Consider the following 17,446-nt stretch of genomic DNA (forward strand, 5'->3'; position numbering starts at 1 on the left):
CCCGCGCCCCCAGTGTCAGGAAAGACGCCCTAGGGTACTTTTCTGCCATGCATCGGGTGGTGGCGCTCGTCCGGCCGCGGCAGCTGACCTTCGAGCTCGGCTTCGTGGCCCAGGTGTTCGGGACGCCGTGGCCGGAGCTTCCCGTCCGCTACGGCTTCGGCGTGTGCGCGGAGCGCCCCGGCCCGGTCAGCACCCGCGCCGGGTACTCGATGCTGGTCGAGGACGGGCTGGAGGCGCTCGGCCGCGCCGACACGGTGGTCGTCCCGGGCTGGACGCCCGTCGAGGAGCCGCCGTCGCGCGCGGTCGTCCGGGCCCTGCGGGACGCGCACGAGCGCGGCGCGCGGCTGGTCAGCATCTGCACCGGCGCGTTCGCGCTGGCGCACGCGGGCCTCCTGGAAGGACGGCGGGCCACCACGCACTGGGCGCGGGCACGGGAGCTGGCGGACCGGTTCCCGTCCGTCCAGGTCGACGCCGACGTCCTCTACGTGGACCACGGGGACGTCGCCACGAGCGCCGGCGCCGGCGCGGGCATCGACCTCTGCCTGCACCTGGTGCGCGCCGACCAGGGCGCCGGGTACGCCGCGCACATCGCGCGGAGCATGGTCATGCCGCCGCACCGCGAAGGCGGCCAGGCGCAGTACGCGGCGCCCGCCCGTCCCGTCCAGATCGACGGGTCGCTCGCGCCGCTGCTGGACTGGGCCGCCGGACGGCTGGCCGACCCCATCGGCGTCCAGGACATGGCCGCGCACGCGGGCGTCTCCGCGCGCACCCTCGCCCGCCGGTTCACCGACCAGCTCGGCGTCGGCCCGGGGCGATGGCTGCTCGCCCAGCGCCTTTCCGCGGCGCGGGAACTGCTCGAATCCTCCGACCTGCCGCTGGACGCCGTCGCGCGGCGGGCCGGGCTTTCCTCGTCCACCAACCTCCGCAGGCGCTTTCTCCGCGCCCTCGGCACCACTCCCGGCGCCTACCGCCGCGCATTCCACGCCCGAAAGCCCTGACGCGACCGAAGGGGCGGGCGCCATTTCGTCCCGGCGCCGTCAGCCCGGCGGTTCGGGGACGAGTTGCTCGCGGGCGAGGCGCTCGACCAGCACGGGGACGAAATCCCGAATGGGCCGGTTGTCGAAGCGGCGGTACACCGAGTCGACGGTCTGGGTCACCTGCTCGGGACGGCGCCGGCCGGCGAAACTGCGCAGGAGGCGGTCGGTCACCTCCCGCATGACGTGCTCTTCGCGCTCTATCGGATTCCCGGACGGGGTCATCGGCAGGCCCCCGCGGCCGGGCGGCGGCTGGGGGATGAACTGCTCGGCGAGGTGCGAATACCCGAGCGAGCACGCGCCCACCCGCGGCTGGACGGTGTCGATCGTCGCCAGGTCGGCCTTGATGGCGACGCTGACGAGGGAGATGAGCAGCGCGATGTCGTCGTCGCCGCCCAGCCAGATCCGCAGCCAGCCGTTGCCGGGCCGGATCCGCACGGAGGCGCAGTCCATGAGGGGGCGGCGCATCCGCCAGATGAGCGGCCAGGTCAGATACAGCTCGGCCAGATCACGGCCGTGCAGATGGAGGATCTGGTCGCCTCCGCAGGCGAACGCTCTGCCGAAACCGCAATCGGCTCTGCACAACCTCAGCGCCGGCCAACCGCTCAACTGCTCCACGACGCAGTCGGTCGGACAGATCCCCAGACCACCGGTCCCGCCCATACCCGCAGGATCCAGCCTCGACCAGCATGATCAGTACCCGCGCCGCGAAATCGTTACCAGAATGGTTGCCGAACCGCCGATTTCTCGTCCGCTCCGCGCCAAACCCGTCACCTAAGAGCGCGACAACGGCCACGGTGAGCGGCACCCGATTCCCAAACGGAGCAAAAGCGTACTTGCTTCACTTTGCCGTCGCGCCCTTAAATCCAGTTACGGTCTATCCCATGAAAGCCGGGCATCCCCTCCTCCGGTCCAGAGCGGCTCGATCCCGGCTCCAGGGCGGGTCGGCACGCTGGGCGGGTCCGGTTCGCATCGCGGCGAAGGAGGATTCATGGCGCACGAGACAGGGCCCACCGCGCTGGTCACCGGGGCCACCAGCGGCATCGGCCTGGAGATCGCCAGGCGGCTCGCCGGGCTGGGCGCGCGCGTCTACGTGACCGCCCGGCGGCCGGACGGGGTGGCCGGCACGGTCAAGGAGCTGCGCGACAAGGGCGGCACGGCGGACGGCGGCACCTGCGACGTCTCCGACGCCGCGCAGATCAGGGCGCTGGTGGCGGACGCCGTCGACCGGTTCGGTCCGATCGACGTCCTCGTCAACAACGCCGGGCGCAGCGGCGGCGGCGAGACCGCCGAGATCTCCGACGAGCTGTGGTTCGACGTCATCAACACCAATCTGAACAGCGTCTTCCTGATGACCAAGGAGGTGCTGACGACGGGCGGGATGCGGAAACGGGGACGGGGCCGCATCATCAACATCGCCTCCACCGGGGGCAAGCAGGGCGTCGTGCACGCCGCGCCGTACTCGGCGTCCAAGCACGGCGTGGTCGGGTTCAGCAAGGCGCTCGGGCTTGAGCTCGCCTCCACCGGGATCACCGTCAACGCCGTCTGCCCCGGGTTCGTCGAGACGCCGATGGCCGAGCGGGTGCGCGAGCACTACGCCGGGATCTGGGGCGTCACCGAGCGGGAGGCCCACGACCGGATCACCACGCGCGTGCCGATCGGCCGGTACGTCGAGGCCCGCGAGGTCGCCGCCATGGTCGAGTACCTCGTCCACGACGACGCGGCGGCGGTGACCGCACAGGCCCTGAACGTGTGCGGCGGGCTGGGCAACTACTGATGGGCGCCGCACGGATCGCCGTGGTCACCGGCTCCTCGTCCGGCATCGGCGAGGCGATCGCCCGGCGCCTCGCCGCGGCGGGCCACGGCGTCGTCGTCAACTCGGCCCGGTCGGTGACCGCGGGCCAGAAGGTCGCCGCGGACCTGCCGAACGCCCACTACGTCCAGGCGGACGTCTCCGCCGAGTCCGAGGCGGCGGCGCTGATCGACGCGGCCGTCGACCGGTTCGGCCGCCTGGACCTGCTCGTCAACAACGCGGGGCGGACGCGCGCCATCCCGCACACCGACCTCGCGGGCGCGACGCCCGAGGCGTGGCGGGAGATCCTCGCCCTCAACGTCGTCGGCACCTGGCAGACGACCGTGGCGGCGATGCCGCACCTGGCGCGCGCGAAGGGCTCGGTGGTCAACGTCTCGTCCGTCGCGGGGAGCCGCCCCGCCGGGAGCTCCATCCCGTACGCGGTGAGCAAGGCCGCCATCGAGCACATGACGCGGCTGCTCGCGGCGGCCATGGGCCCGGACGTGCGCGTCAACGCGGTGGCCCCCGGCCTCGTCGCCACCCCGTGGACCGAGCGGAGCGAGTTCTTCGAGCCGATCGCCGAGAAGGTGCGGCAGAGCACGCCGCTGCGGCGCGTCGGGACGCCGGAGGACGTCGCGCGCGCGGTCCTCGACCTCAGCGAGATGACCTACACGACCGGACAGGTGCTGCTGGTGGACGGCGGAGCCCACCTCATCTGACGGCGTCCGACGACCCGGGGAGACGACCCGGGGAAGGGGAGAGCATGTCCTCGTACACGGCACCGCGGTCCGGCGTCCTCGCCGCGGCGGACGAGGTGGCCGCCGTCGCCCAGAAGTGGGCCGAGACGGCGGAGCGGGAGCGCAGGATCACGCCCGAGACGGCGGACGCCGTCCGCCGCGCGGGCTTCCTCCGGCACTTCGTGCCGCGCCGCCGGGGCGGCGCGGGCGGCGGGTTCCTGGAGTACCTGCGCGCGATCACCAGGGTGGCGGAGGGCGACGCGTCGGCCGCGTGGGTCGCCGGGGTCGCCGCGGCCGTCGGACGCATGGCGGCGTTCCTGCCCGAGGAGGGCCAGCGGGCGCTGTGGGAAGGCCACCCGGACGGCCCGGACGTCTTCCTCACCTGCGCGCTCATGCCGGGCGGCACGGCGGTCGACGCGCCCGGCGGCTGGCGGGTGAGCGGGACGTGGCGCTTCCTCAGCGGCGTCCACTACGCGGACTGGGCGCTGCTCTGCTGCCCGGTGCCGACGCCCCGCGCCGACGGGCCGGAGGTGCGTTTCCTCCTGGTGCCGAAGTCCGCGTACACCGTCGAGGACAGCTGGGACGCGACCGGCATGCGCGCCACCGGCAGCGACTCGGTCGTCCTGTCGGACGTGTTCGTGCCGTCCGCCCACTCGTTCGCCCGCGCCGACCTGCTCGACGGAACGCCGCGCGAGGCGGGCGACCGCTGCCACGCCGCGCCCCTGCGGGAGGTCAGCGGCCTCGGGTTCGCCGGTCCCGTCCTCGGCGCCGCGATCGCCGCGCACCGCTGGTGCGTCTCGGCCGCCGCCCGCAAGAGGGCGATGGCGCCGCCCGCCGCCGCCCGCATCACCGGCGGCGAGGAGGCTTCGACCGACCTCCTCCTCGCCGGGGCCGACCTGCGGCTCGCCGGGGCGCGGCTGCTGCTGGAGCAGGCCGCCCGCGACGCCGACGAAGGACGCCGGAGCAACCGGGCCGCGTGGGTGTACGCGTACGCCGCGGAGACGGCGGCGGCCTGCGTCCACGACCTGTTCGCCCATTCCGGGACGAGCGCCCAGGCGACCTCCCATTCCCTCCAGCGCCACTGGCGCGACGCCGTCGCGGGCGCGAGCCACGCGGCGCTGCGCCCGGAGCCCGCCGCCCGCGCGCACGCCGCCGACCTGCTGGCGTCCACGGCGCCGTAGCCAGGTGCCGTAGTCACGACCGGGAGCCATGACCAGGAGCCACGATGCAGATGCTCTTTCACGACGACTTCGCTGAGGGGCTGCGCCACACCGGCCCCCGCGCCCCCTGGACGGTCCGGCCGGGGGAGACGTCGCCGAGCGGCGACGGCGTCCCGCTCGCCTCCGCCGGCGGGCTGGTGGTGGAGCCTCCGGGCGCCGACCCGGACACCGGGCTGCCCGCCTTCGCCGGGACGTCCGCCGCCGGGCCCGTCGACCACCTGCGCTGGGCGGCCTTCTCGGCTCCGTGGCCCGTCCCGCCGGACGGGGTGCTGACGGTCGCCGCGCGGATGTCGGCGCGGCAGTTCAACACCCACCGCCATCCGTTCGGTCCCGCCGCGCGGGCGGCGGACGTCGAGCGGCGCAGCGGCTACGGGGCGCTGGTGGCGGCCGAGCGCGGCGCGGGCCTGGTGATGGACTTCGCGCTCACCGAGACCCGGGCGTGGGCGCTGTACGTGCGGATCCCGGCGCCGGACGCGGGAGGCGGCGGGTTCTCCTACGAGATCGACGTCGCGGCCCGGGCGCCGGACGAGTTCGCCGAGTACGCCATCGCGGTGGACGGCGCGGAGGGCCGGGCCCGCTGGCTGATCGACGGCAAGGAGGTGTTCTCGGTGTCCCCGCTCGGCCTCCCCCTGGGCCAGGACGTCCCCGCCCACTGGCGGGTCGACGGCGGTTTCGCGCCCGTGCGGGCGAAGGCCCTGGCCGCCGGGCTCGGACTGCTCAGCGAGGAGTTCTACGGGCAGGGGGTGCGGCTCGCCGTCCAGAGCCTCTCGGTGTACGGCGAGGACGGCGCGCGGGCGTAGCGGGCGGATGTTCCAGCGTCCGCACAGCCGGGCTCAAGGGGCGCTCCACCGCGCCCGCCTAGCGTCGGCCGCATGAGATTCCTTTTCGTTTCCGGAGGAAGCGCGGGCGCGGTCTTCCCGCTCATCCCGCTGGCGCAGACGGCCCGGAACGCCGGGCACGAGGTCATCGTCACGGCCACCGAGGGCGTGGTGCCGCTGATCGCGGCGGCGGGGCTGCCGGGGGCCCCGCTCAGCACGACGAGCATGTGGGACTTCATGCTGAAGGACAACTTCGGCAACAAGCTGGAGATCCCCGCGGACCCGCACGAAAGGAACCTGTTCAACGGCAGGGGGATGGCCCGGCTCGCCCGCGGCAGCATCGACGCCGTCTCCGCCCTGATCGAGGACTGGCGGCCCGACGCGCTGGTGTCCGGCGCGCTGTCGTACGTCTCCCCGCTGCTGGCGCACCGGTACGGGCTCCCGTGGGTGCGGCACGCGCTCAACATGGGCGAGCCCAAGGTCATCGACCTGTCGGCGGAGGCCGAGCTCGGTCCCGAGCTGGCCGCGGAGGGGCTGGACGGGTTCCCGGACCCGGACGTCTACGTCGACATCTGCCCGCCGTCCGTCCGCGACCCGGAGGCCGGACCGGCGCAGTTCCTGCGGTACATCCCGTTCAACACCCAGCGGGCCCTGGAGCCCTGGATGTACGTCAAGGGGGACAAGCCGCGGATCCTCGTGTCCGCGGGCAGCCGCGTCACCGCCGACTACGAGCTGGACGCGCTGTCCGCGCTGGTCGGCAAGGTGGCGGCGCTGGACGTCGAGATCCTCATCGCCGCCCCGGACGACGTGGTCGAGGGGCTCGGCGAGCTGCCCGGCAACGTCCGCGCCGGCTGGCTGCCCCTGGACGTCGTGCTCCGCACCTGCGACCTGCTGGTCCACCGGGGCGGCGGCAACACGATGCTGCACGCCATCGTCTGCGACGTGCCGCAGCTGGTGATCCCGGCGATGCCCAAGCAGATCGACATGACCCGCCGGCTCACCGAGTACGGCGCGTCGCTGATGCTGCTGCCGGGCGAGGACGACTCGCCGGACAACGTGGCCAAGGCCGCCCGGGAACTGCTGGACGACCCCGCCTACCGGCGGCGGACCGAGGAGCTGAGCCGGGAGATCGCCGCGCTGCCCGGCCCGTACGAGGTGAACCTCCGCGTCGAGGAACTCGTCCGCGACCGGTAGGACCGTCCCCGGTGTGACTCCACGGGGGTGACTCACGGGGATGGCTCACGGCGTGAGGACGACGCGTCCCGGGCACATCCCCGACTCGACCAGCCGGTGCGCCTCGGCGGCCTCCGACAGCGGCAGCGTCGCGCCGATCTCGTGCCGGACCTCCTCGCTCAGCAGGGCCGAAGCCAGCTCCACGTGCTCGGCGTGGAACTGCTTCGGCCTCGCCGCCCGCCATCCCGACAGGGTGAACCCGGTCACCGACCGCATGCCGAGCAGTTTCAGCAGCGGGACGTCGGGGACGTCCCGCCCGCCTCCGGACGAGCCGTAGAAGACGAGCCGCCCGCGCGGCGCGAGCAGGTCGATCCCTTCGAGCAGGGTCCGCCCGCCGGCGCTGTCGAGGATGACGTCGACGCCCGCCCCGCCGGTGGCGGCGCGGACCTGGTCGTCCCAGGGGCCCGCGTGGCGGTCGACCGCGACGTCCGCGCCGAGCTCCGCCGCGAACCCGGCCCGCGCGGGGCCGCCCGCCGTGCCGATCACGAGCCCCGCGCCCTTCCGCCTCGCGAGCTGGACGCTCAGGTGCCCGATGCCGCCCGCCGCCGCGTGCACGAGGACGCTCTCCCCCGGCCGGAACCGCGCGGCGTCCAGGGTGCCCGCCGCGATGGGCCCCGGCGCCGGGATCGCCGTGGCGACCGCGGCGTCCAGCTCGGCGGGGACGGGCAGCAGCGCGGCGGCGTCGACCGCGACGTACTCGGCGTACGCCCCGAGCAGCGTGTAGGCCCCCACCCGCGCGCCGACGCGCGCCGTGCCCGGCACGCCGGGGCCGAGCCTGACCACCTCGCCGACCACGTCCCCGCCCAGCACGAGCGGGAGGGACGGCGACCACATGGGAGCGGGGAAGCGGTCCCCGCGCATCTGCGTCTGCGCGTAGCCCACGCCGACGGCCTCGACCTTGACGAGGACCTGGCCGGGCCCGGGGGCGGGCACCGGGATCCGCTCCGGCCGCAGCACGTCGGGGGAGCCGAACTCGTGCAGGACCACCGCGCGCATGCCCATCCGTGCCTTCCTCTCCACGAGTGACTCTCAGGCCGCCGGCGCCGTCCGCCCGGCGATCCGGCGGACGCGGTCGACGATCCTCGCCTGGGCCCGGGTGGCCCGGCTCGTGCCCGCCCGCCCGGCGCGGACGTCGGCGGCGAACGCGGCGAGGCTGTTGCGGAACTGGTCGTCGGCGGCGACGGCCTCCTCGTACCGCCGTCCCGCCCGCTCGACGCGCAGGACCGGCTCGTGCTCGGCGGGAGTCGTGAAGACGTGCTCGACGGCGAGCCGCCCCGCCGACCCGAGGAACCGGTAGCCGGACGCGTAGTAGTGGTCGAACCCGAACTCGCAGTGCACCGACGCCCCGCCGGGCGCGCGCAGCAGCGCCGCGCCCGCCACGTCGACGCCGAGGGCCGGGTCGATCCGCAGGTGGGCGCCGAGCACGTCCAGGTCGGGGCCGAGGAAGCGGACGGCGGCGCGCAGCGGGTACCCGCCGCAGTCGAGCAGCGCCCCGCCGCCGAGCTCGGGCCGGTGCCGGACGTCCCCGGCGGGACGGGGCGGGATCGCGAACACCGCGTCGAAGGAGCGGATCTCGCCGATCAGCCCCTCGGCCAGCAGCGCGGCGACGCGGGCGTGGAGCCGGTGCCCGGGGAACATGTAGTTCTCCCGCAGCACGAGGCCCGCCTCGAACGCCGCCGCGTGCAGCCGCTCGGTGTCGCGGGCCTCGGTGGTCAGCGGCTTCTCCGCCAGCACGTGCTTGCCCGACGCCAGCGCGCGGCCGATCCAGTGCGCGTGCAGCCCGGACGGGAGCGGGATGTAGACCGCGTCGATCTCGGGCATCTCCAGCAGGGCGTCGTAGCCCTCGACGGGACGCCCGCCGAACCGCGCGGTGATCTTCTCGGCCTTCGCCCGGCTCCGGCTCGCGACCGCGGCGAGCTCCAGCCCGGCGACCCCGGACAGCGCGGGCAGCACCCGCCGGACGGCCACGTCCGCGCCGCCGACCACGCCGAGCCGCAGCACGTCCCGGCCGCCCGCGGACGGGCTCATGACGCGATCGTGCCGAAGACGCGGTCCACGAAGACGAGCGCGTCGCCCTCGCCGACCTCGCCTCCGATGACCTCGCCCACGAGGATGTCGTGGTCGCCGCCCGCGTACCGCGCCCAGACGCGGCACTCCAGGACCAGCCGCGCGCCGTCCACGGCGAGGGCCCCGCAGCCGGTGCGGCGGAAGCGCCCGCCGGCGAACTTGTCGGCGCGCTTGGTGGCGAACAGCCGCGCGAGCGCCGCCTGGCCGGGCCCGGCCACGCTGACGACGAACGAGGACGCGGCGGCGAAGGCGGGGTAGCAGTTCGCGTCCCTCGCCACGCACACCGAGACGAGCGGCGGGTCGAGCGAGACCGACGTGACCGTCCCGGCGGTGAAACCGTGGTCGGCGCCGCCGCCGTGCCGGGTGGTGACGATCGACACCCCGGTTGGGAGCCGGGCCATCGCCGCCCGGAACGCGGCGCCGCCCGCGGTCACCGCGGCGGACATGGCCGTATCTTCCACGGCGAAGACCTCCTCCAATTGCGGATCGTCTCGTGTTGCGGATCGTCTCGTGTCGGTGGACCGCCGCCGACTCTTCCCCGGCCGCCTCGAAGCGCGCTCGACCCCCGCTGGGCGGACGCGGCCGGGGCGGGGCTCCGGGCGGGGCTCCGGGCGAGGGCGGCCCGGAGCGCGTCCCGGGCCGCCGTCGCCCGGTCACGCCGCGGTCGACAGGTGCGGCTCCCAGAACCAGGGATTGCTCTTGTACCAGTCGACGGTCGCGGGGAGCCCCTCGTCCAGCGTCCACCGGGGCCGGTACCCGAGGTCGGCGCGGATCGCGCTGTCGTCGACGGCGTACCGCAGGTCGTGCCCCTTGCGGTCCTCGACGCGGCGGACCGCGCTCCAGTCCGCCCCGCAGAGGTCGAGGAGCCTGCCGGTCATCTCCAGGTTGCTGAGGGCCGTCCCGCCGCCGACGTTGTAGACGGTCCCGGCGGACGCGCGGGTGGCCACCAGGTGCACCGCCCGGCAGTGGTCGTCCACGTGCAGCCATTCGCGCACGTTGCGGCCGTCCCCGTACAGCGGCACCTGGCGTCCCGACAGCAGGTTGGTGATGAAGCGCGGGATGAGCTTCTCCACGTGCTGGTGCGGGCCGTAGTTGTTGCTGCAGCGCGTCACGCGCACGTCGAGGCCGTGCGTGCGGTGGTAGGCGCGGGCCATCAGCTCCCCGCCCGCCTTGGACGCCGCGTACGGGGAGTTGGGGAGCAGCGGCTCCCGCTCCGTCCACGCGCCCCGCTCGATCGACCCGTAGACCTCGTCGGTGGACACCTGCACGACCGTGACCGGTCCCGCCCGCAGGCACTGCTCCAGCAGGAGTTGGACGCCCACGACGTTCGAGCCGCTGAACAGGCCCGCGTCCGGTCCGAGCGACCGGTCGACGTGCGACTCCGCCGCGAAGTTCACCACCAGGTCGTGCCCGGGGACGAGGCCCGCCAGCAGGTCGGCGTCGCACAGGTCGCCGCGCACGAACGTGAGGTTGGCGTGCTCAAGCGGGAGGTTCCGGGTGTCCCCGGCATAGGTGAGCTTGTCGAGGACGGTCACCCGCGCGTCCTCGAATCCGGGGTAGCCGCCGCCGAGCATCGTCCGCACGTAGTGGGAGCCGATGAACCCGGCTCCGCCGCAGACCAGCACCCTCATGAGCCGATCTCCACCCGCGCGTCGTCGCCGACGCACACGCTGCCGACCGCGTCGCCGGAGCCGGTGATCACGGCCCTGCTGCCGATCACCGACGCGCGGACCCGCCCGAGGCCGCGGACGGACGCGCCGTCCAGCACGATCGTGTCGCTCACGCCGACCCCGCTCAGCCGGGACCCGGCCCCGACCGTGACGTCCGGCCCGACCACGCTGTCCTCCACGACGCTCCCGGCGGCGATGGCCACCGGGCCGGTCAGCCGGGACGCGCGCACCCGCGCCCCGCGCTCCACGACGACGCGACCCGTGATCTCGGTCCGCTCGTCGACGTCGCCCTCCACGCCCGGCGGCATCCGTTCGAGCATCCTGCGGTTGCAGTCGAGGAGGCCCTCGATGGTCCCGGTGTCCGCCCAGTAGTCGGTGTACTCGGCGGCGAGCACCCGCTGGCCGGACGCGACCAGGTGCGCGATGGCGTCGGTGATCTCCAGCTCGCCGCGCGCGCTCGGCGTGATCGCGCGGGTGGCCGCGTGGATCGCGGCGGTGAAGAAGTACCCGCCGGTCAGCGCGAGGTCGCCGACCGGCTCGCGCGGCTTCTCGGCGAGGGAGAGCACCACGCCCTCCGGGTCGACCTCGGCGACCCCGTAGTTCTCCGGGTCGGTGACCTTCTTCGTGACGACGAGCGCGCTGGGCCGCTCCTCGCGGAACCGTTCCGAGGCGCCGGAAAGCCCCCCGGCGAACACGTTGTCCCCGAGGAGCATCACGAAATCGTCGGCGCCGAGGAAATCGGCGGCCGTCTGCACGCAATGCGCGAGCCCGAGCGGCGCGTGCTGCGGGATATAAGTCAGGTCGACGCCATGCGCGCGGCCCGAGCCGAGCGAATTCTCGATCTCTTCGGCACGGCCGCCGACGATGATCCCGACGTCTCGTATCCCGAGTTCCCGGATCACCTCCAGGCAGTGCACGATCACTGGTTTGTTGGCCACCGGGACGAGTTGCTTGGCCATGGTGTGGGTAAGCGGCCGGAGACGGGTGCCCGAACCGCCGGAGAGCAGGAGTGCTTTCATCTTCGACGTCCTCACTGGACTATTCGGCCTTTGTTGCCGGGCCTTCACCACGAACTGTCCACGGCGCTGATCGAAGCCCGGTCGAATGCCACTGGTCCGCCGCCGAAGCCCGCTGGCGGCGCCCCGGCCGAGTCCGCCGCCGGGCCTCCTCGGGACGCGCGTTACAGCGTTCTTCGAGGGCGCCTCAAAGCGATCCGGCGATGCTGTCGGCGTTTTCAGCGGGCCGCGACACCGGTGCCGGCGCCGACGCGAATTCAGGTGAGGAAACGGGCATGGAGCTTGGCGGGAGTGTCGGTGACTGGATCGGCAGGCGGCAGCGGATGCGCGGCTACTCCGTCACCAGGACGCCATTGAGTGAAATGGACGGCTGGTACTTCCGTCCGGACGACGGGGATCTCGTCCACCGCAGCGGGGGATTCTTCGAGGTGCAGGGAATCGAGGTGTCCATCGAGGGCCGTCCGTCCTGGACCCAGCCGATCATCAGACAGGACGAGATCGGAATACTCGGCATCCTCACCACCGAATTCGACGGCGTCCCGCATTTCCTGCTGCAGGCGAAGATGGAGCCCGGCAACGTCGGCCCGCTGCAGGTCTCGCCCACCGTCCAGGCCACCAGGAGCAACTACACCCGCGTCCACCGGGGCGCCTCCGTCCCTTACCTGGAGTACTTCCTCGAACCGGAGGAGGGACGGGTGGTCTTCGACGCCCTGCAGTCCGAACAGGGGTCGTGGTTCTGGGGGAAGCGCAACCGGAACGTCGTCGTCAGCACGGCGAACGACGTCCCGGTCAAGGACGGCTTCCGCTGGTTCTCCCTGGACGAGATGGCCGAGGCCATCCGCGTGGACAACCTCATCAACATGGACACCCGCACGGCCCTCTCCGGCCTCGCCCGGCTGCCGGGAGCGGAGCATCACCCGCGGCACCCGACGTCCCACGTGCTGAGCCGGTTCACGGCGGCCAAGGCGGGACGGCGCTTCACCCGCCGCCGCCTCCCGCTCCGGTCCGTGCGCGACTGGACGGTCGGCGGCGACCGCATCGCCCGCGCCGACGGACGCTTCTTCGAGATCATCGGTGTCGCGGTCGAGGCGGGCGACCGCGAGGTGGCCCGCTGGTCGCAGCCGATGCTCGCGCCCGCGGGCACCGGTGTCGTCGCCTTCGCCGCCCGCAGGTTCGGCGCCGAGCTGCACGTGCTGATGGAGCTGCGCAGCGACGCGGGGACGTTCGACCTCGTCGAACTGGGCCCGACCGTGATGTGCCTGCCGTCCAACTACGAGACCCCGTCCTCAGACCCGGTCACCGGAGGGCCGCCCCCTTATCTGGAGGCGGTGCTCGGCGCGCCGCCCGAACGGCGGCTCGTGGACGTCGTCCATTCCGAGGAGGGCGGCCGCTTCTACCACGCCCGCAACCGCTATCTGGTGGTCGAGATGGACGACGGGTTCGCCGAGCGGCCCGGCGGCGGCCACGTGTGGGTGTCGCTCGGCCAGCTTGCGGCCTTCGTCCGGTACGGCAACGTCGTCGACGTCGGCGCCCGCTGCCTGCTGACCTGCCTCATGCTCGCCGGACATCACCCCGTCGTCGAGCCGGGCCGGTGACCCGCGCCGCGTGCGCCTCACGCGCCCAGCAGCTCCGCGTGGATCTTCTCGATCTCGGGTGACGGGTCGATTCCGAGCTGGCTGCTCAGGACCTCGCGCAGCGACCGGTAGACGCCCATGGCGTCGCTCCGGCGCCCGTTCTGCCACAGCGCCAGGATGAGCTGCTCGTGGATCCATTCGTCGTAGGGAAAGGTCAGCCGGAGTTCCTGTAGATCGGCGATGATGTCCGCCTGCATTCCGCAGGCCGCCTTCGCGCGGATGCACATCTGCAGAATGCTCCGGTACCGCTCCCGCAGGTTGATGACCTGCGGGAGGAGGCGCGGCCCGAGCTTGACATTGGAGAGCGGCCCCTCGGACCAAAGGTCGAGCGCCTGTTCGAGTGCCTTGATGGAGCGAAAGTACTCGCGCTGCTCGTAGAGCTCGCGGCCCTCGGCGGCGAGGGCGTCGAAGAGGTGCAGGTCGAGGTCCGCCGGCCGGATCCGCAGGATGTAGCCGGGCATCTTCGTGACCAGCGGTTCGTCGTCGTCCTCGCCCACCTTGGCGCGCTCCAGAATGCGGCGGATCTGGTAGATGTAGGTCTGCACGGTGGTGTTCGCGCTGCGCGGCGGGTTCTCGTCCCAGAGCTCCTCGATCAGGGTGTCGGTGGGCACGATCTTGTTGGCGCGCAGGGCGAGGAGCGCGAACACCTGGAGCACCTTGGGGGCGCTCGGGGTGAAGTCCCGGCCCTGGCTTAAGATGGTCAGCGGCCCGAGAAGGCGCACGTTGAAGGACACCCCGGATCCGGGGTCGGCGTCGGTCGAGGACATTTCCGAGTGGATGAACCTGAGTTCTGAAGGCCGGGTTGCGGCCATGAAAATCACTCCCCTGGAAAACGTTCACTCATGTACCCGGCTGGCGGCAGACGGCGCTCATCTTCACGGGCCGTTGTCTGGTGGTTGACATGGGAGCACTGAACGCAGCGCGCGAATCGACGACGTCGAATGCCGGTAAAGTCGGACTTCGTCCTGCCCGGGACGTTACACCGAATCAGACTTTCTTTGTAGGCTGCATACGTTGAAAACTAGGCTACCGGACTGCGGCTGTCTAGATCACCTTCGTCCGGGGCCTGACGTGGCCAATAATTCTTGATCTTGTGAGAAACCGCATCTCACGACCGGTGTTCCCCGTTTCCGGTCGGCCGGCGCCATTTTATTGACCGGCCCGCAAGACGGAAGTGAAGTCCCGTGTGGGGACCGGCGGACACGGGTAGGGGGCCGCCGCGGGAAGGCCCGCGGCGGCGGTGCGACTACAACGACAATTGCTCCCGCAAGGGGAGCCGAGAAGCCGGTGGCGGTCAGTGCGACGGGCCGGTCGAAGCCACCCGATTCGCGGCGCGCTCGCCGGCGCGCGCACCGTCGGGCGATCGGTCCCGGTCATAGGTGATCCGGCGCGACTTCAGGAGCAGTTCGCCGCCCTCGCGGACGATGACGTCGTGCACGACGCAGCTCGGCCCCACGACCAGGTCGTCTCCGGGGCGCGTGGTCAGGATCAGCGCGTAACAGGTCGAGCGCAGGGTCCCGTCCTCGGCCTCCCGCAGCGCGACGTGGGTGAACCAGTGGCGGCGCTGGACCGGGTCGCCCGCGAACCGCTGCCGGTGGAAGTCGTCCAGTTCTCGTTCGATACCCCGCCGGGTCCGTGCCGCCGGACGCGACGGCGAGTGCTCGAACTCGCCGTCCTCGGTGAAGGTCGCGGCGTACCCGCCGAAATCACCGCCGTCCAGCGTCTGCATCTGCCAGGCGTAGAAATGCAGGACTTCGGCGTAGAGTGCGGGCGACACGGTGGAATGCGACATCGCTCTCCTCAGGTTCGATCGGTCCTCTGGATCGTCCTACGGGTTCTTCGAGGAGTCCTTGAGAGCCCCTGGGCCGACCCATTGGTCGGAGAATCGGGAAGTGCCGCCCATTACTCCGCTTACTTCGCGCCGCGCGCGGCGGCGGCCGCGCCGCCGCGCCCGGGACGGGAATCGGGTCAGCCGCCGCCCGCCCGCCCGCGGCGCGCGGCGGCCGCGAGGAAGGCGGCCGCCACGACGGCGACGACGGTGAGGGCGAAGGCCCACTGGAAACTGCCGGCGAACGCGTCGGCCACGGCGGTCGGCCGGTGCGCGCCGTCCAGCCCGGTCTGCAGGCTCACCGCGAGGACGGCCACGCCGACCGAGCCGCCGAGCTGCTGCAGGACGCTGATGATGCTGGTCGCGTTCGGGATGTCGGCCCGGTTGAGCGGCGCGTAGGCGGCGGCGGTGATCGGCATCAGGGCGGCGCCGACCCCCACCCCGCGCACCGCGAGGACGGCCGACAGCCACACGTAGGAGGTGTGCGCGCCGACCACGGCGAGCGGCACCGTGGCGACCGCGCAGAGGGCGAGGCCGACGGCGGCGACCGGCCCGCCGCCGACGCGGTCGGTGAACCGTCCGGCCAGCGGCATCGCCAGCGCCGCGCCGAGGCTCTGCGGAAGCAGCAGCAGCCCGGCGCTCAGCGGGCTCTCGCCGCGGGACAACTGGTAGTACAGCGGCAGCAGGAACAGCGCGCCGTACAGGGCCGCGCCGGTGAAGAACATCCCCACCGCGGCGGCGGAGAAGGACGGCCGCCGGAACAGCCGGATGTTCAGCAGCGGCTGCTCGGCGCGCCCCGCGTGCACCACGAACGCGACCACCAGCGCCAGCCCGCCGAGCAGCGGGCCGTAGGCGGCCGGGGCCGCGAGGCCGCCGCTCGACTGGACCTCCGACAGCCCGAACACGATGAGCGCCAGCCCGGCGGCCAGCAGCGGCACGCCGAGCGCGTCGAGGCGGCGGGCGGTGCGCGCGGCGTCGTCGGACGGCAGCAGCCGCGCGGCCAGCCCCAGCGCGAGGATGCCGAGCGGGAGGTTGATGTAGAAGATCCAGCGCCAGGTGGTGGTGTCGGTGATCAGCCCGCCGAGCACCGGGCCGAGGACGGGCATCAGCAGCATCGGGATGCCGAGGACGGCCATGACGCGGCCCATCCGGTCGGGCCCGGCGGTCCGGGCGATGATGCCCATGCCGACCGGGTTGATCAGGCCGCCGCCCACCCCCTGCAGGACGCGGAAGGCGATCAGCGCGCCCATCGACCAGGCCGCGCCGCACAGCACCGAACCGGCGACGAACAGGACCAGCGCGACCGTCCACACGCGCCGGGGGCCGAAGCGCTCGCTGGCCCAGCCCGCCATCGGGATGACGACGGCCAGTGCCAGCAGGTAGGAGGTCGAGACCCACTGGACGGCGCCCACCGAGGCGTCCAGGTCGGAGCCGATGGACTTGAGGGCCACGTTGACGATGGTGGTGTCCAGCAGCGCCATCGCCAGCCCGGCGATGACCGCGGTCGCGGCCAGCCAGACGTCGCGGGTGATGCCGCCGGGCGGTGTCGGCGGATCGGCGGCGGGCCGGTCCGGCCTTGCCTTGGCGGTGTGTCCACTGCTCATGCGCACTCCCCGAGGGTCGTTATTCCACCGGCTGGTGGATATTATCCCCCAACTGGTGAGAACGCTAGGATGGAGTTCATGGCGAGTGAGCGAGCACCGCACGAACTGCGGGGTCCCCGCCGCGCCCCGCGCGGCGACGAACGGCTCCGCGACGCGGACCGGACCCGGCGCAAGCTGCTGGCGGCCGGGCTGGAGGAGTTCGCGGCGCACGGCTTCGCCGGGACGCGGGTCGCCGACATCGCCCGCCGCGCGGACGTGGACAAGCAGTTGATCAGCTACTACTTCGGCGGCAAGGCGGGCCTGTACACCGAGGTGATGCGCGGCAGGCTCGCCCAGGAGACCCTGGTCAACGACCCGGATCTGCCGCTGAGCGAGATCGCCGTCCGGTACCTGCGGCACAACCTGAGCGACCCCACGATGGCGAAGCTCCTGCTGTGGGCGGGCCTCGCCAACTCCGCGGAGCCGCTCGACACCCTTCCCGCCGGGAGCCTCGACCTGTCGAGCATGGAGCGGCGCCGGCGGCGGGGCGAACTCGCGGACGACCTCGACCCGGCCGCCGTCCTGCTGCTCATCATCGGCGCGGTGAACGCCCCGGTCGCGCTCCCGCAGATCGTCGAGGCGATCTTCGGGGTGTCGCCCGACGCGCCCGAGTTCGAGGAGCGCTACGCCGAGCAGCTCCGCCGCATCGTCGACCGCCTGTCCGGCCCGGGACCCTCCTGATCGCGGCGCGGTCGGCGCGCCCGAGTCTTGACATCAAGGTAACTTGAGGTTCTAACCTCTCCAGTCAAGTTCG

The 17,446-nt window shown here is 72.9% G+C and carries 17 protein-coding genes; 8 read left to right on the forward strand and 9 right to left on the reverse strand.

Going from position 1 to position 17,446, the window contains the following annotated elements; all coding sequences use genetic code 11:
* The first annotated feature begins 47 nt into the window (after nucleotides 1–47).
* The gene (locus ACH01S_RS32560; RefSeq protein WP_067900630.1) at nucleotides 48–998 is read left to right on the forward strand and encodes a helix-turn-helix domain-containing protein; all 951 of its coding nucleotides are present in this window, start codon (nucleotides 48–50) and stop codon (nucleotides 996–998) included.
* A 39-nt stretch (nucleotides 999–1,037) separates the two neighbouring features.
* Here the strand turns inward: ACH01S_RS32560 and ACH01S_RS32565 are convergent, their stop codons facing one another.
* Nucleotides 1,038–1,619 carry a three-helix bundle dimerization domain-containing protein gene (locus tag ACH01S_RS32565; RefSeq protein WP_148344037.1) on the reverse strand — a complete coding sequence of 194 codons (582 nt, stop codon included), beginning with the start codon at nucleotides 1,617–1,619 and terminating at the stop codon, nucleotides 1,038–1,040.
* A gap of 406 nt (nucleotides 1,620–2,025) precedes the next feature.
* Between ACH01S_RS32565 and ACH01S_RS32570 the strand changes: the two genes are divergently transcribed.
* The 5 genes from ACH01S_RS32570 (at nucleotide 2,026) to ACH01S_RS32590 (ending at nucleotide 6,795) form a co-directional block, all read left to right on the forward strand.
* The gene (locus tag ACH01S_RS32570) at nucleotides 2,026–2,811 is read left to right on the forward strand and encodes an SDR family NAD(P)-dependent oxidoreductase (protein ID WP_067900635.1); all 786 of its coding nucleotides are present in this window, start codon (nucleotides 2,026–2,028) and stop codon (nucleotides 2,809–2,811) included.
* A complete protein-coding gene (locus ACH01S_RS32575; RefSeq protein ID WP_067900638.1) occupies nucleotides 2,811–3,545 on the forward strand; it encodes an SDR family NAD(P)-dependent oxidoreductase in 735 nt (244 codons plus the stop codon). The genes ACH01S_RS32570 and ACH01S_RS32575 overlap by 1 nt, the downstream gene beginning before the upstream one ends.
* A 44-nt stretch (nucleotides 3,546–3,589) precedes the next feature.
* Nucleotides 3,590–4,744, forward strand: coding sequence for an acyl-CoA dehydrogenase family protein (locus tag ACH01S_RS32580; protein ID WP_067900641.1), 1,155 nt, complete (start codon nucleotides 3,590–3,592; stop codon nucleotides 4,742–4,744).
* Between the two features lie 44 nt (nucleotides 4,745–4,788).
* The gene (locus tag ACH01S_RS32585; protein ID WP_067900644.1) at nucleotides 4,789–5,583 is read left to right on the forward strand and encodes a DUF6081 family protein; all 795 of its coding nucleotides are present in this window, start codon (nucleotides 4,789–4,791) and stop codon (nucleotides 5,581–5,583) included.
* 72 nt (nucleotides 5,584–5,655) lie between these two features.
* Complete coding sequence (locus tag ACH01S_RS32590; RefSeq protein ID WP_067900646.1) at nucleotides 5,656–6,795, forward strand: glycosyltransferase; 1,140 nt, start codon at nucleotides 5,656–5,658, stop codon at nucleotides 6,793–6,795.
* A 45-nt stretch (nucleotides 6,796–6,840) separates the two neighbouring features.
* Here the strand turns inward: ACH01S_RS32590 and ACH01S_RS32595 are convergent, their stop codons facing one another.
* The 5 genes from ACH01S_RS32595 to ACH01S_RS32615 all read right to left on the reverse strand — a co-directional run bounded on the left by ACH01S_RS32595 (nucleotide 6,841) and on the right by ACH01S_RS32615 (nucleotide 11,590).
* The gene (locus ACH01S_RS32595; RefSeq protein WP_246236403.1) at nucleotides 6,841–7,836 is read right to left on the reverse strand and encodes a quinone oxidoreductase family protein; all 996 of its coding nucleotides are present in this window, start codon (nucleotides 7,834–7,836) and stop codon (nucleotides 6,841–6,843) included.
* A 27-nt stretch (nucleotides 7,837–7,863) separates the two neighbouring features.
* Nucleotides 7,864–8,862 (reverse strand): Gfo/Idh/MocA family protein, encoded by a 999-nt coding sequence (locus ACH01S_RS32600; RefSeq protein WP_067900650.1) that lies wholly within the window; start codon nucleotides 8,860–8,862, stop codon nucleotides 7,864–7,866.
* Nucleotides 8,859–9,347: a flavin reductase family protein gene (locus tag ACH01S_RS32605; RefSeq protein WP_067900653.1), complete on the reverse strand. Its 489-nt coding sequence runs from the start codon at nucleotides 9,345–9,347 to the stop codon at nucleotides 8,859–8,861. The genes ACH01S_RS32600 and ACH01S_RS32605 overlap by 4 nt, the downstream gene beginning before the upstream one ends.
* 207 nt (nucleotides 9,348–9,554) lie before the next feature.
* Nucleotides 9,555–10,532: a dTDP-glucose 4,6-dehydratase gene (gene rfbB, locus ACH01S_RS32610; RefSeq protein ID WP_067900656.1), complete on the reverse strand. Its 978-nt coding sequence runs from the start codon at nucleotides 10,530–10,532 to the stop codon at nucleotides 9,555–9,557.
* Complete coding sequence (locus ACH01S_RS32615) at nucleotides 10,529–11,590, reverse strand: glucose-1-phosphate thymidylyltransferase (protein WP_067900658.1); 1,062 nt, start codon at nucleotides 11,588–11,590, stop codon at nucleotides 10,529–10,531. Before ACH01S_RS32615 ends, rfbB begins: the two co-directional genes overlap by 4 nt.
* 272 nt (nucleotides 11,591–11,862) lie before the next feature.
* Between ACH01S_RS32615 and ACH01S_RS32620 the strand changes: the two genes are divergently transcribed.
* A complete protein-coding gene (locus tag ACH01S_RS32620) occupies nucleotides 11,863–13,182 on the forward strand; it encodes an NDP-hexose 2,3-dehydratase family protein (RefSeq protein WP_067900661.1) in 1,320 nt (439 codons plus the stop codon).
* A 17-nt stretch (nucleotides 13,183–13,199) separates the two neighbouring features.
* Here the strand turns inward: ACH01S_RS32620 and ACH01S_RS32625 are convergent, their stop codons facing one another.
* The 3 genes from ACH01S_RS32625 to ACH01S_RS32635 all read right to left on the reverse strand — a co-directional run bounded on the left by ACH01S_RS32625 (nucleotide 13,200) and on the right by ACH01S_RS32635 (nucleotide 16,653).
* On the reverse strand, nucleotides 13,200–13,988 hold the full coding sequence (locus ACH01S_RS32625; protein ID WP_067900825.1) for an AfsR/SARP family transcriptional regulator: 789 nt from the start codon (nucleotides 13,986–13,988) through the stop codon (nucleotides 13,200–13,202).
* Between the two features lie 527 nt (nucleotides 13,989–14,515).
* Complete coding sequence (locus ACH01S_RS32630; protein ID WP_067900669.1) at nucleotides 14,516–15,013, reverse strand: nuclear transport factor 2 family protein; 498 nt, start codon at nucleotides 15,011–15,013, stop codon at nucleotides 14,516–14,518.
* A gap of 176 nt (nucleotides 15,014–15,189) precedes the next feature.
* Nucleotides 15,190–16,653 (reverse strand): DHA2 family efflux MFS transporter permease subunit, encoded by a 1,464-nt coding sequence (locus tag ACH01S_RS32635; RefSeq protein ID WP_067900673.1) that lies wholly within the window; start codon nucleotides 16,651–16,653, stop codon nucleotides 15,190–15,192.
* Between the two features lie 78 nt (nucleotides 16,654–16,731).
* Here ACH01S_RS32635 and ACH01S_RS32640 point away from each other — a divergent pair, with 78 nt between their 5' ends.
* Entirely contained in the window at nucleotides 16,732–17,373 is a 642-nt protein-coding gene (locus ACH01S_RS32640) for a TetR/AcrR family transcriptional regulator (RefSeq protein WP_067900828.1), read from the forward strand.
* Nucleotides 17,374–17,446 lie beyond the last annotated feature (73 nt).

The sequence above is a fragment of the Actinomadura chibensis NBRC 106107 genome (genome assembly GCF_001552135.1).
In the GTDB taxonomy this organism is placed as follows: domain Bacteria; phylum Actinomycetota; class Actinomycetes; order Streptosporangiales; family Streptosporangiaceae; genus Spirillospora; species Spirillospora chibensis.